Below are 14,841 nucleotides of genomic sequence, written 5' to 3' on the forward strand. Positions count from 1 at the left end.
GCCGAAAGGTGCAGCACAGCCTAGAATAACAGGCTTTTCAGGTATTGCACAGCTACCGGCTCTCGGAAAATGATCTTTGTTCCATCCGTAAAGATCACTTCGCAGCAGGCATCCGCCGGTGCCGTAACGGCAAGGCGGACAAAACCATTATCGCCGGCAGGCGCCGGATTCTGCTCCCGGTATCGGCGGTACCAGTAATGGAAAATATGATAGGGTATACCCTGCTGCCTGCACCATTCCTTTTGCGAAAGCTCACTGGCCTGCCAAGAGCCAATACTGGTAAACATTCTCTCCCGAACAGATTCATCTTTGCTCATAGTTTTTGCTGCAAACATATCCCAGGCCTACTTGCCAAACAAGAGGTGGTTCACCGTGGGCTTACTCGTAAGCGATGCCTAAATTTAATAAATAGCTGAGAAACAGTCAACCCCCAATTTTGGTCAAGGTTCCGGTCAAAAGCCGGAACCTTTTTATTTTACAGAAATCCCTGCAGCATCCCCGTCCGGATCAATTCCGCCGTATTCTTTACCCCAAACTTTTGCATCAGGTTGCGCCGGTGGGTCTCAACCGTGAGGACGCTGAGCGACAGATGGGCCGCGATGCCTGCACTCGTCTTGCCTTCCGCCACGAGCCGCAGGATCTCCTTTTCGCGGCGGGTCAGCTGAGGCGGCCCCGCCAGTTCATTCCGCGACGGCCGGCTGATAATCTCCTTGACCTCCCGGCTAAAGGCGATCTCCCCGTGGAGGGCGTCATGGATGCCATCCCGCAGCTCCTCGAGGGAAGCATTCTTCAGCAGGTAGCCGCTGGCGCCGTTCTGTATGGCCTGCATGATCATACTGCGTTCGGAGTGGTTGCTAAAGATCAGCACGTTGATATCCGGAACCTTTTGTTTGATCTTCTGACAGAGGGCGATGCCGTTGATATCGGGCAACGCGATATCGAGGAGGATGATATCCGGCGCCTCAGGCAACAGCGCCGCCAGCAGGCTCTCACCCGTCACAAAGCAGCCGGCAACCTCGAGGTCGATGTTGTTCTGCAAAAGCACTTTCAGCCCCTCCATCAGGACGGGATGGTCGTCGACAAGAAAAACCCGGGTCTTATTGGCCGCCATAAGTATTCAGTTCGATATTGATCGTAGTTCCCTCCCCGGGGGCGGAAAGGATCTCCATTTTTCCATTCATATAGCTGACCCGGTCATGAACCGTGGTCAGCCCCATTCCTTTCTTTCCTTGTTGCGCCGGGTCGAAGCCCCTGCCGTTGTCTTCCACCGTGACCAGGAAAACGGGGCCGTTCTGGCTGCACTGCAGGATGATGTTGGTCGCCCCGGCGTGACGAACGGCATTGGACAGCAGTTCCTGCGCGATGCGATAGATATTCATCTGCCAGGGCAGCGACAGCGACCGATGGATGTCAAAGGGCTGAAACTCGATATGAACGTCCTCACCCATATAGAACTCACACAGATCTTTCAACGCCGTCTCCAATCCAAACTTCAGCAGGGTCTCCGGCATCATGTTGCGGGCGATATGCCGCAGCTCGCCCACCGAGCGATCCAGCTGATCGATGATGCGATAGAGTTCCGCATCACGCGGCTGCTCCGGTTTTCCGGCGGCCCAGCCGCTGAGGTTGATCTTGACACCCGCCAGCATCCCGCCCAGTCCGTCATGAAGATCCTGCGCAATCCGCTTCCGTTCGCGTTCTTCGCCGTCGAGCATCGCCCGCGCCAGTTTCAGCTGCGAGACCTTGCGCTGCGAACGGATAAAAGTGATGGAAAAAACCGCAGTCAACGCCAGCAGGATACAAACCGTGCCCAACAGCCAGTTAAACAGCCGGCTATTGCGGGCGGCCAGCTCGGCGCGGGTCTTCTCCGCCGCAAGCAAACCGATCTGCTTCTGGTCTTCGGCATTTTGAAAGCGGGCCTCCAGGCCGACGATCTTTTCCTTCAGCTGTACCTTTTGCAGGCTGTCACCGAGACGGCTGTACTCGGTCGACCAGCGATAAGCTTCCGCCATGTCGCCAAGCCGCCGGTTGACCTCGGCCAACTGGAAATAGATAGTCCGCCGGTTGTTCGTCTCGGCCATCAGGCTGCCTTCCTTCACCACACCCATCAGGAAGGTCTTCGCCTTCCGGTAGTCCTTTTCGTCGAAGAAGACCAGGTATTTGCGGACGACCATCGTTTGCAAAAGGAGCGTCTGATGGAACTGCCCCGCCAGTGCAATGCCCTTGTCGAGGCTGACGAGAGCTTCGGCATACTGCCCGGCGCCCTCGTAATAAAGTCCTTCGTTATAATAGTACAACGGGTAATTGATCGAGTTCGGATAAGGGGCGATCAACTCGCGTGCCTGGTCAAGAGATGCTTTTGCCTGGGGCAGCTTGTCATCGAAGACAAAGGTGCTGGTCGCAGACAGGTAGGCAAAAAACAAGGTGGTGGCACTGGGTCCGCGGGATCGAAGCAGGTCGATCGCCTTTTGATTATAGAGCTCCGCTTTCGCGAACTGGGCGTTGTTCATCAGCAAGGTGGCCAGCTGAACGTAAAAATGCCCAACCTTGTCCATATCGCCGGCCTTTTCCGCCAGCGGGATCGCCTTATTGAGAACGTTGGCGATGACGAAGCTATCCCCTTTCTCGTTGCGCATCATCAGGGCATAGTTGAACCACGAGACCGCCGCATACTGGATGGCTGCCGGCGTATGCAACGGGAGCAGAGCGGTCTTTGCTTCGTCAAAGGCCTGCGCCGCCTTTTTCGTGTCCGTATTGAAATAATACTGGCCCTCGTAAAAGTGATAGATGGCGACGAGGTAGGGGTAATTTTTCGCCAGCTGCCGGCCCTGCAGCAGATAGCTCCGGCTCTTTGCCGTATCCTTCGATCGCCAGAAGTCGGAGAGCAGATAGGCAGCCAGGGCCTTGCTGCTGTCGGACACCCCGGAATGCAACATGCGCGCAAGGCTATCGCCATAGGTCTGTTCGGCCAGGGGCAGCGCCTGCTGCGCTCTAACGGTTGCGCTAACGGTTGCGGATAGGGAGAGTAAAAAGAGGATGCGCCAGGATCTTTTCATAATTCGGGATACAGGCGCAAAGAAAGAATATAAATGCGATATGCCGACTACCAATAATCCGGTAGAAAAAATCCCTGCATTCCCGGTATTGTTCTTATGCCCCTGTTCCGGCAATTTTGCCATCGAAAATTTCCCTTTATGAAACGTATCTCCTTTTTTGTAACGGCGGCCCTCGTGCTCGCCTGCGCTTTGTCCTGTAAGAAAAGTAACAGCAATCCCGGCAACACCGGCACCATGACCGACAGTTCCAAAAGCGTCCTGGTCAAGATCACGCTGAACCCCGTACCCGCCGCCAACACAGGCAGTTTCGACGGCGCCATCAGCGGCCTGTTGCCCAACCTGAAAGATGCCACCTGGAAAGTGAACGGCGTAACCCGCTCCAACGAACCTACCATCACCTTTAAGCAGGACGACTTTCAAAACGGGCTGCTAACCCTGGAGGCAACGTCCAATGTCAACTTTACCACGTTTTCCTTTGGCGCCACGACTCTCTCGAACTATCCTTATACGATACATATCGAGCCCACCATCAACGGCAAGATCACCGACTCCACGACGATCAGGGTTACGTCGACTCTCACCCGCACCTGGAATTGGTAACGGGCTGCTATCCCGACCCTCTCTACTAAAACAGAATCATCTGTAGAATAGAGATCGCTAACTTGATTATCATCAGAATTTCGATGACGAAGCCCAGTGTTGAAGCACTGGGCTTTTTTATTCTAATCATAAGTAAAAAACCCAGCGGGACCTCAGGCCCCGAATCATCACAAGTGCGAGGTAAAAGCAAGAAAATTAGCGTATCAAAATAACCGTTCCCTTCCGGAACACCGGCTGCTTGCTAACCGGGTTGAAATATCTCGCCATCCACACATACGTCCCCGCCTGGGCCTTCGCCCCGCGGAAGCTCCCATCCCAGGCCTCATCGGGGTTGAACCCGCGGAAAACGAGGTCCCCAACGCGGTTGTAGATGCTCATCTCGAAATTGGTCATCTCGCAGGCATGCAAAGCCCGGAAGGTATCGTTGTGGCCGTCGCCATCAGGCGTAAAAGCATTGGGCAGCAAGAGCTGGCAGCTGCAGCTGGTGAAGTTGATATTGGCAGTCAGCGTATCCTTCCCGCAACCGTTCTGCGCGACGACGGTATAGATGCCCGGCTGGCTCGGATGATAGACCTCCCCATAGCTGCTGTCCTGCCAGGCATAGCTGTCGCCGTTGCCTTTCACCCGCAGCATAAAATCCTCGCCATAACAGAGCGTGGTGTCGGTGATCATCGTCACCCGGAGGCTGTCGTCGAATCGCACCGTTAGCGTGTCTGTATACACGCAATTCCCCACCTGGGCAAGAACCGCATATTTCCCCGGTTCATAAACAAAATAAGTGGACTGGCCCGTCTGGTTCTGGTCATCGCGCTGGGGCGGGATGCTGGTCCATTTATACATCCCCTGCCCGAAATCGGCATTCAGCACCAGCGTACTGCCCTTGCAGATGGCGGTGTCGTGGAAGTCCAGCGGCCGGTCCCCCCGGTAACTGACCAGCACACTGTCGGTGACCTGGCACTGGTTCTGATAGGTGACGAATACAAAGTAGTTGCCGGGACTGCTGATCGCGATCGTGCTGTCGCGCGAACCCGTGCTCCAGTCATAGGCCGTCGCACCGGGGATCGAAGCGTTGAGCGTAAAGATCTGCTTGGGACAAAGCAAAGTGTCCGGTCCCAGGTCGAAGGGCGGCCCCAGCGGCTGCACATAGGTGATGGAGACGGTGTCTTTAAAGACCCCGCATCCCGGAACCGTGACAACGGCGATATACGTTCCCCCCGGATAATGCGTGATCACCTGGCTTCCCGTCTCGGGCAACGGGTTGCCGTCGAGCAGCCAGGTATAGGTCCCATTCTGCGCCGCGGCAGTAAGCTGAAGGTTGGCGCTGTCGCACATGACGTGATCGCGCCCCAGGTCTATTTTAGGCGTATCGCTGGCAAAGACGCCGATGCTGTCGGTTATCGCACAGCCGTTGACGGCGACAGTAAAGATACCCGACTCTTTGATCCGGATGGTGTCGGTGTGGGTCGTGTCGGCATCGTTCCAGGTATAGGTGGCGCCGGCAAGGACCGGACCCTGGATCAGGGTGTCGGGTGTCTTGCCGCACACATAGATATCCGGGCCAAGATAATAGTTCAACGGCGTCACGACGGTAAGGGTGTCCCTGATCTTTATCGTATCACTGCCCTTGTACCAGACATCCAGCTCTATCGGATAGTCCCCGGTCGCCGCAAAGACATGCCGGGGTCGGTCGGCGCCGGAACTGTCGTTGTAACCCGAGGCCGCATCGCCGAAATGCCAGCGGATATAGTCCGGACGGAAAAAGGTATCCAGTAAGGGCGAGGCAAAAACAATGATCGAGTTGACACAGGTCGAACTATAGCTGATCGTATCGGTCCCCCGCTGTTGAGCAGAGACAGCCGGCGACGCGAGGAGCGCCGACAGAAAAAGCAAAACGCCGATGATGATCGAACCTCTGAACATGAGCCGGGTTTAATGATGGACTTTTAACAGCGTGCGCACCTGCTGCACCGATTGATTCTGGAACCGGGCGTAATACACCCCATCCGCCATAAAGCTGGTGTCCACCGTCACCGACCAGGTTCCCTGTACATAGTCCTGGTCGACAGGAACCATGATCAGCCGGCCGACGGCATCGAATAGCTGCACCAGCGTGTGGCCGCCGTTGGTCTTGAAAGTGATGACCGTGCTGGTGGTAAAAGGATTGGGCGAATTGGAGATCAGCCGGTCCCCCAGATTATTAAGATCGGTATAAGTATTATTACAGGCCGTGTTCTTGATAAACGGCAGGTATTGATAGTTCTTCAGCAGCATGCTCGATACATCATCGGGGGAAACGCAGAACCAGTCGCGCAGGATCGAAGAGTAGACGGAACGGAAGTCGTACTGCATATACAGGTTACTCTGCGAATTGAGCCCCGACAGGTCCTGGTTGATCCCGAGAACGCCGGTCTGGGCGGAATCGCCAAAGACGAACACCGCCTGCGCCGCGCCATGGTCCGTCCCGACGCTGCCGTTGGAAGCGATCCTCCGGCCAAACTCGGAGAAGGTCATGCCCATTATCTGTTTGTTGATCCCCAGGAATTTACAGTCGTTCATAAAAGCCGAGATGGAGTCGCCAAGTGCTGCCAGCAGTTTCGCGTGACCACCCGAGGCCGTATCGCCCGGGTTCACCTGGCCGCCATGCGTATCGAAGAACCCGTCCGCGGTGACGAAATACACTTTTGTCTTTAGTCCCCCTGCGACAAGCCGGGCCACGGTCTTTAGCTGCGCACCGAGACTGGTATCGGGATACGGTTGCTGCTGAGTGATCTTCGAAGCCGCATTCTCGATAGCCGCGGCATATTTATTCGTCTGCCGCGCGATCGCCCGCAGATAGGTAAGCTCGTTACCCATGGGCGTGTCGGGTGCGGGGGTGGTAATGCCGTTGATCAGGTCGTAAAACGCCGTATCGGCCGGCACGGCCATCCCGGTGGACCCTACCGTGGCCTGGAATGCGGTCGAGACCACCGAGCCTATCTGGATACCCAGCGGGTCCGGCATGTCCGCATTGGGATAGCCCGCCGGGAAATTGGAATAGGAAGTGGACAGGAAACGGCCGACCCAGCCTGTCGTGAGGTATTGATCCTGATCGGCGCCCTCGAGCCATACGTCCGTCGCCCGGAAATGCGAGCCGTCGGCATCGGGATAGCCCACCGACTGGAGAATGGCCAGCTGATCGTTGTTATACATGCCCTGCAAGCCCTTCAGCGCGGGATGCAGGCCGGTCTTCAGGTTGTTGGTGAGCGGAAGCACCTTGCCTTGCGGGATCGCGATATTGGCCCGCGCGGCCGCATAATCGCCATAGTGCTCCAGCGGGATCACCGTGTTGAGGCTGTCGTTGCCGCCGATCAACTGCACCAGGACGAGCACATGGTCGTTGTCGATGGCGCCCTGCAACGCCCCCATAAACGGTAGTTGGGCCAGAGCGTCGATCCTGAACCCGCCCAGCATCGTCACCGGCGCCACTGCTTTTAAAAAATCTCTTCTGCGCATATCGGGATATTGTTAATGTTTTTAACCGGTCTCGGTCCGGTTAGGATAGTTGATATTCGGGCAGATCCATCAGGTATTTGAACAGCGCCCGCAGCCGGCTGTCGATCGTCGCAAAAGCCGCCATGTCCGTGGGCGCGGCCTGATAGGCGATCCAGGCATTTGTCCAGTAGATATCGGTCGTTCCCCCACCCAGCAGGATCGTCTGTTTCAGCAGGGTGACATCACTGTCGGCCAGCGGTGGCCGGAGCAGAACGGTCAGCGCATCGGCGATGAGCCGGTTGGGGTCCTGCGGCGCGGGCAGGAGGTTGGCAAACGCCACCGCGTCGATCCGCAGCATCGTGCCGTTGCGCATATTGCCGGTGCCGATAAGCAGATCGGTGATAAAGTTCCTTTCCGAATACGTGACGGAATTGATCCACAGCTCGTGGTATTGCGGGGCCTGGTAATAGGCCGCCCATCCGGCAACGACGGGGATACAGAGGATCTCCTGCTGAAGATCGGAAGCATTTTGCGCAAGCATGGTCCACGCATCATACTGTCCCTTGGCATCCGCAGGGATCGCCACGGGGTATTCGCGGCAAAGCCCGACCAGCAGGTCGAGCGGGCTTTTGATCACGCAGGCGCCGGAGTTGACCAGGTCGTAAAAATGCTGGCTCTTGAAAAGCACCGCCAGGACGGCGCTGATATTGTACCCGCTCTGCCGGAGGACATTGGCCAGCGGGGCGATGATATTCGCCTCGACGGTGTCGTCGATGACATAATACAAAAAGAAGTTATAGAGTTTGCGGCAAAGGAATTTGGCGGATTCGACGTTGGAGAAGAGCAGCGATAGCAGGGTATCCAGTTCGCCCGCGCCACCCGCGCCGGAGTAACCGGTGATCACCTGGTTACCGTAAAAAGCAGAGAGCGTCTTGTTGGTATCGTCGTGGTTGCCCGCCTGGAACTGGTAGTTATAATTCAGATCGAGCGTATGTCCCGTCAACACCCGGGCCGCGGCCGTCACGTCACCCTGGGTATATCCTGAACCCGTTCCTTCCGGGCCTTTTCCGATGCAATATAATTCCTGCAACTCCCGCCCGAAATTCTCATTCGGTGACATCTTCGTATTGGTGCTGCCGTTGAGCATCAGCAGCATGGCCGGGTCGAGGGCGATCGCCTTCATCAGCTGCGGGAAATTCCCGAGGGCATATTTGCGTAGCGTGAGATACTGGTTATACCAAAGCTCGCAGGGGATGCTGATGTTGGGAAGAGCGTTGGGCGCAAAATGATTGTGCCAGAACAGCGTCATCTTTTCATGGATGGACCGGCTGCCGCCCAGCAGCTGCCCGATCCACCAGGCCTGAAGGGAGCGAAGCCGGCCGGTATTCATGGCATCGTCGACATAAGTGAGATCGCTGCCGATCCACGTTGCGTACGGAGCAATGCCGGTGGGATCGGAACCATAATTATTCAGCGGTTTCGTGGCTGGAACCCCCGTAGGCTGCAGCAGCTGATCCACGGCCTGCGACATCGAAAGCCCCTTGAAATAGTTGATGTCGGCCACCGTAGCGCCGAAAAGGGCCCTTTTCAGCAGGTGAACCACCTCGGGAGTATCCCAGACACCGGTATACTGATCGAGCCCCAGCGGGCTACCCGGAAGCTTTTCCATGGTATTGAATTATAGCATTGGCGGTCCTTCGACGGCCGGTTTATTTTTGAAAAATGGCGATGATGCTGCCGTTTGAATAAGAGAATCGTTGGCACTAAAAGAGAGGGCGGAGGCCTGGACGGCCGGAATAGCCGTACCATGGCTGCTTTTTCCACAGGCAGCCAGGAGAAGTGATAGGACGACAAAGGATTGTAGCGGGGGGCCGTTCTTCATAGCGTTGTTTTGGTCTTTCGGGTCCCTCCCGGAATTGCAATTTTCAGGCCAATTAGCCGGCCGGGAAAATTGTGTGGAAAGATAATTGAGCCTTATGTAATTATCCCGGGGACGGCATCCTGAAGAAAACGACTCACATGAGAAGCCTGCTATTCCCTACCCTGCTTTTGCTGCCCTTTTGGACGGTCGCCCAGCATGATCTTTCCACCAGCCCACAGCACAGCGCCGCCGTCTATGCCTACCGGCTGACCGATGTCCAGGCCCGAAAGTTGTATACCACCGATCTGGCCGGCTGGAAGAAGATCCCGCTCCCGCCACCTGCCGATTCCTTTCCTTTCGAACAACAGGAAGAACCTCCGTTGTCACCCGGCGACTATCTTTTTATCCAAACGGTAGAGAACCAACTACAGGTCACGCTGCGAACCATCGGTTCATTGCACTGTTCCCTGCTGGCTAACGGTGATCAGGCAGCGCTGGTCCTGCATGACGCCGCCGGCCGGCCCGTCACCGACGCCACGGTTACTGTCCGGGGACATGCCGTACACTGGGACCCGGCGGCAGGTTGCTACTTTCCGGGCCGATGGAGCAAGACCCGGATCGCGCGGGTAAGTTACCGGGGAACGATCTATTTCTTCCCCGTCGATCATCAATCCCGTCGTTTCGCTGCGAATCGTTTTGCCTGGTGGCGGCGGTTCTGGGATCCCCAGCGATATCCGGCCTACCACCCGCGGCCGGCCAGTCTGTTCCGCACCCGATACAAAAGCTTCTTTGTACTCAGCAAACCCAAATACAAACCCGGCGATACGGTCTCGGGCAAGGCCTTTATCTTCGACCGGAAAGGCCGGCCCTTCCAGGCCCTTACCGCCCTGCGGCTTAGCGGCCGCGGCGACCGCAAAGACACCATCCTCACCTGGCTGAACGCCTACCGCCCCGGCGCCTATACTTTCTCGTTTGTGCTGACCGACAGCTTAAAATTGCAGCTCGATGACCAATATACGCTTAGCCTGGAGATCAAACGCAAAGCAAAGGACAAGGACGATGATGATGACGACGCCGACGACCGAAAAGTGCTGAGCGAATGCACGTTCAAATATGAAGAATACGATCTCACCTCCATCCGGCTCGAAGGCCGTGCCGACCGGCGGGAGCAATACCCGGGTCAGCCGCTATCCGTCTATCTCCGCGCACTGGATGAAAACGATCTGCCCATTCCCGACGGCCGCATAGAGGTGACCGTCACCTCCGATCGGATCACCGGCTTTCACGATCCGGCCGTCTTCGTGCCCTATACGCTTTGGCATTGGACCCAAACCCTCGACCCCATCGGCGAGACGCGGATCATCCTGCCCGACTCGATCTATCCCGCCGCTTCTTTCGGCTATCGCATCGAATGCCTGCTGCTCAACAGCGATAACGAGGTCTTTGAAAAGGATTTTAACGTCACCTATTATGGCGAACCGGCCAGGATCGTCTTTCACCCGCATGGCGACAGCCTCGACATCGGCTATCACACCCGCCGGCAGTCCGTCCCGGCGACGGGTATAGTCACCACTTTCGATTGGAAGGCTCAGCGGCTCACGACCCTTCCGGTCTCTTTGCCCACGACCCTCCGCGTCAACCCGATGGCCGTCAGCTACGAGGTCACCGCCATCAATGGACAGGACAGCGTAAAGGGCGAATATAGCCTCACCGGCATCGCCGCGGAGATCCCGGTCCACTCGAAAAGGACAAAGGATACGGTGGAATTTATCACCGACGACTCCCTGCATCTTCCCTTCTGGTATGCCATCACGATGGGCGAGAGGCTGATCCGCCGGGGATATGGCGACCGGCTCGACTTTAGACAACGACCCGAAGGCCCCGCGCCTTACCGCCTCCGGCTCCAATACCTGTGGAAGGGCATCCTGCAAACCCGCACGGTAAACCTACCCATCTTCGAACGACGACTGAACATCGACGTTAGACAGCCCAAGTATGTCTATCCCGGCGAGCAGGTCGACATCGCCGTCGCCGTCACCGACGTCAGCGGCCGGCCGGTAGCCGATGCCGATCTTACAGCCTGGTCCTGGACCGCCAAATTCAGGAACGCCCCCCTACCCTCCGTCCCCTATTTTGGCAAACAATATCGCTATAAGCCTATCGGCAGCTATTCCCCGGTAGCGGCAATCGAACAGAAACGGCAGTCCCAGCCCCTCAAAGAATCGCGATGGAAGGCGCTTTTCCGGCTCGATACGCTGGAATACTACAAATTCCTCGATCCCCGGACCATTTACGTCAACCGGCAGCCATCGCCCGACAACATCACCCAGATCGCCCCCTTTGTCAGCCGGCAGGGCCAGCCGGAACCCGTGTACCTGATCTATCTCGACGAACGCCTTATCTTTTTCGATCGCGCCGAGCAATGGCGATCCTACAGTTTCCCCGCCGGCCCCGGCTGGCATACGCTGCGCCTACGGGTAAGCGACAGGGAGATAAAGATCGACAGCTTCCTTCTGACGCCGGGGATGAAGACGACCATCGGCATCAATGACGACACAGCCAACCCCGCCATCCATATCCGGCCGATGCCCGATAGCCTTACCGACTGGGAACGGCAACTGCTGCACCAGTCCCTGATCACCGTCCAGAGTTCCTTTCTCCCGCATTTTGCCACGATAACCCAGGGGGGCGATCATCTCTACCTGCTGGCGCCGCCCAATTCCACCAGCACACCAAACAGTTTCCTCGCGGGCCCTTTCAGCGGCGGCAACGCCACACTGGAAGTAAAGGACCGGTTCCGGCAGTTCTTCGAGCCGGAAGGCGGCTACCAATTTATCATCCGCCCGGGCCTGATCAAAGAAAAACAATGGCCTTATGACTACCCCTTCGGGGAGAAGCTGTCCCCGACCCGTATCTTGACCGGTCTCGGCGACCGCGCCCTCACCCCGGCCATCACGGATAGCCTCTGGCAGGACTGGCTCGACAACCGCAGCGCCACCCAGGATCTCTATCTCAACGAACACATCTGGCGCTCCGGCGGCGGGGACCTGCAGATCGGAATTCCCACCGACTCCCTGGGCAAACCCGTCTTTGTAAAAAAGGTGTTCGTCTTCCGGTATACCGATGCCGACTACCTGCATATATTCAAGGGGCAGACAACCATGCTGGGCAGATATGAACCTGGCCTCTATCGCATCCTCCTCCTGTTGAAAGGTGACCGGTACTTGCTGCACGACAGCGTCGTCGTCCGGCCCAATGGATACAACTATTTCGGATTCGACCGGCTCCCCGTGAAAGCACCAGACACCTTCAGCCGCCGGATCGCCGGGATCCTGCGCCGGATCGAAGATCAATGGGTCGACCCGTATAGCCCCGGCATGGATTCCCTGCATTTCTTCTTTAACGACCGCTTCATGGAATATACCGTCTTCGATCAGGAAGCGACCGGCATCGTCACCGACGACGCCGGAACACCTCTCCAGGGCGTAACGGTACAGGTGAAGTCTACGCGGCACGCCGTACCGACCGACAACAAAGGTCAGTTCCACCTGCGCATCCCGGCCCGGGGTACGATCGTCTTCACCTGCGTGGGCTTCGAATCCATCACGCGGGCTTTCTCCCGGCCGGAATATTATCGGATAAAGTTGAATCCCCTCTCCATGGCGCTGAATGACGTGGTCGTCATCGGCTATGGGGCGACAAAAAGGATGGACATGACAGGATCGGTTTCCCTGTCCGAAGTGACGCTGTCGGGAAAGGTGGCCGGTGTCTCGGTTAATTCCACCGGGGAGGCCCAGGACCAGTCGCTCCCGCAGGCCCTGGTGCAGATACCGCCGATGCCCGGGCTGGATACCGTCCGCAGCATCCGCCGGCGTTTTAAAGACGATGCCTTCTGGCTGCCACGGTTGCACACCGATGCCCGGGGCATGGCTTCCTTCAAGGTCACCTATCCCGATGATATCACCAGTTGGAACACCTTCTTCGTGGCCGTAGCCGATCACCGGCAGACCGGGGCCGCCGCGGCAGGCGTCCGCAGTCTCAAGCCACTCAGCGCGCGGCTAAGCAACCCCAATTTCCTGATCGCCGGCGACTCGGCCTTCGTCATCGGCAAGTTGCTGAACTATGGTCCGGACACGGTGACGGTCAGACGCCGGTTCAACATCGGCGACGCGAATATCGCCGATGACCCCGTACATTTCCGCATTGCCCGGATCGACACCTTCCTGCTTCATCCCGCCGGAACGATGGGTCCCGCCGTGGGTCCAGCCGGAGCGATCCCCCACCCCGACTCCATCCGCTTCTCCTATACCCTGCAACGCGCCGACGGCTACTTCGACGGCGAAGAACGCAGCATCCCCGTCCTGACCACAGGCGTAAAAGAGACCCGCGGTACCTTTGCGCCGCTGGAAGGCGACACCAGCCTGCGACTGCAGTTCGACAGCACCCGCGGACCGGTGCACATCTATGCCTCGGCCGACCTCTTACCGGTGATGCTGGATGAAATAGAGCGGATCCGCCAATATGAATATCTCTGTAACGAGCAACTGGCTTCCAAACTGCTTGCCCTCCTGCAGAAGAAAAGGATCTATGCCCTCGAACAAAAAGAGTTCAAAGAAGAGAAGAACATCGGCGAGCTGATCGGCAAATTGATGCAGGGCCGCCGCGGCAAGGCACTATGGGGTTGGTGGGAAGAAGGCACCCCCGTCTCCTGGATCTCGCTGCATGTCACCGAAGCGCTGCTGTCCGCGGAAAAAGCCGGCTATACGACCGGACTCGACAAACAGCCGCTGATCGATTTCCTGGTTTATAACTATGAGCGGGGCACCTCTCTCGACAGGCTGCTCGACCTGCGGATGCTCCAGGATCTGGATGCGCGTGTCGACTACCGCCGCTATACCGATACCGCCGCCAAATATCTCCTCCGGCGAAGTCTGTACCAGACCCTGCGCCTCGAAGAGATTCGCCAAACCGCGGGACTGCCCACCGGGCTGGACACCATGGCCGCCAAACGGCAGTATACGGCCCTCGGGAATTGCTATTGGGGCGAGGACGGAGCGCTGTTCTTCGACAACTCCATCCAGATCACCCTGCTGATGTACCGCCTGCTAAGAAAAGCCGGCGGCTATGACCCCATACTGCGGAAGACCCGCAACTGGCTCCTGGAAAAACGCGGAAGGGGATACTGGCGCAATACCTATGAGTCGAGCCTGATCCTCGAAACCCTGCTGCCCGATCTGCTTGCCGGCGGCCGGCCCGCACAGGCGCCGTCGCTGACCCTCAACGGCAATCGCGTAACGGCGTTCCCTTACGAAAACCACTTGCCGGCGGGTGCGGCTATCGATATCCGCAAGTCGGGCACCCTGCCGGTGTATTTCACCGCCTTCCAGCAGTACCTCAACCCCGCACCCGAAAAGGTCGTTGGGGCGTTTGCCGTGCAAACCTGGTTCGAACAGGATGGCAAGATCGTTCAACGGCTAAAGGCCGGCCAACCCGCCGTCCTGATGGTGGAAGTCGACGTGAAAGGGGAGGCCGACTACGTCCTCGTCGAGGCGCCGATCCCGGCCGGCTGCACCTATTCGGAAAAAGGCCAATGGTTTGGAGATCAGTCAATTCACAGTGAATACTTCAAATACAAGTTGAGTATCTTTTGCCAATCCATGCGCAAGGGAAAACAGGTTTTCAGCATCCGGCTGATGCCCCGCTGGACAGGCTATTACCGGCTAAATCCCGCACGCGCGGAACTGCAGTATTTCCCGGTCCTGTTCGGGCGGGAGGGCATGAAGCGAACCGTGATCGAATAGCACCGCCTAATAGGACAATCCCTTTATTATGCCTATTTTAGACAACTAAAAC

At 57.3% G+C, this 14,841-nt stretch carries 8 protein-coding genes; 2 read left to right on the plus strand and 6 right to left on the minus strand.

Annotated elements, in window-relative coordinates; all coding sequences use genetic code 11:
- Positions 1–20 precede the first annotated feature (20 nt).
- The 3 genes from tnpA to VGM48_RS22575 all read right to left on the minus strand — a co-directional run bounded on the left by tnpA (position 21) and on the right by VGM48_RS22575 (position 3,056).
- Positions 21–317 carry an IS66 family insertion sequence element accessory protein TnpA gene (gene tnpA, locus VGM48_RS22565; protein ID WP_331582761.1) on the minus strand — a complete coding sequence of 99 codons (297 nt, stop codon included), beginning with the start codon at positions 315–317 and terminating at the stop codon, positions 21–23.
- 158 nt (positions 318–475) lie between these two features.
- Positions 476–1,111 carry a response regulator transcription factor gene (locus VGM48_RS22570; protein WP_331582763.1) on the minus strand — a complete coding sequence of 212 codons (636 nt, stop codon included), beginning with the start codon at positions 1,109–1,111 and terminating at the stop codon, positions 476–478.
- Positions 1,098–3,056, minus strand: coding sequence for a sensor histidine kinase (locus VGM48_RS22575; protein WP_331582765.1), 1,959 nt, complete (start codon positions 3,054–3,056; stop codon positions 1,098–1,100). The genes VGM48_RS22570 and VGM48_RS22575 overlap by 14 nt, the downstream gene beginning before the upstream one ends.
- Before the next feature lie 138 nt (positions 3,057–3,194).
- On the opposite strand from VGM48_RS22575, the gene VGM48_RS22580 reads away from it, so the two are divergent.
- Positions 3,195–3,656 (plus strand): hypothetical protein, encoded by a 462-nt coding sequence (locus tag VGM48_RS22580; protein ID WP_331582767.1) that lies wholly within the window; start codon positions 3,195–3,197, stop codon positions 3,654–3,656.
- Positions 3,657–3,851: 195 nt separating this feature from the next.
- Here VGM48_RS22580 and VGM48_RS22585 read toward each other — a convergent pair whose 3' ends face one another.
- From VGM48_RS22585 to VGM48_RS22595, 3 genes are read right to left on the minus strand one after another with little or no spacing between them, the layout of a single operon-like run.
- Positions 3,852–5,576, minus strand: a complete 1,725-nt coding sequence (locus VGM48_RS22585) for a gliding motility-associated C-terminal domain-containing protein (protein ID WP_331582770.1) — start codon at positions 5,574–5,576, stop codon at positions 3,852–3,854.
- Between the two features lie 9 nt (positions 5,577–5,585).
- A complete protein-coding gene (locus VGM48_RS22590; protein ID WP_331582772.1) occupies positions 5,586–7,148 on the minus strand; it encodes a DUF1501 domain-containing protein in 1,563 nt (520 codons plus the stop codon).
- 40 nt (positions 7,149–7,188) lie between these two features.
- Entirely contained in the window at positions 7,189–8,796 is a 1,608-nt protein-coding gene (locus tag VGM48_RS22595) for a DUF1800 domain-containing protein (RefSeq protein ID WP_331582774.1), read from the minus strand.
- A gap of 350 nt (positions 8,797–9,146) precedes the next feature.
- On the opposite strand from VGM48_RS22595, the gene VGM48_RS22600 reads away from it, so the two are divergent.
- On the plus strand, positions 9,147–14,789 hold the full coding sequence (locus tag VGM48_RS22600) for an alpha-2-macroglobulin family protein (protein ID WP_331582776.1): 5,643 nt from the start codon (positions 9,147–9,149) through the stop codon (positions 14,787–14,789).
- Positions 14,790–14,841 lie beyond the last annotated feature (52 nt).

This window comes from Puia sp. (genome assembly GCF_036500295.1).
Taxonomy (GTDB): Bacteria; Bacteroidota; Bacteroidia; order Chitinophagales; family Chitinophagaceae; genus Puia.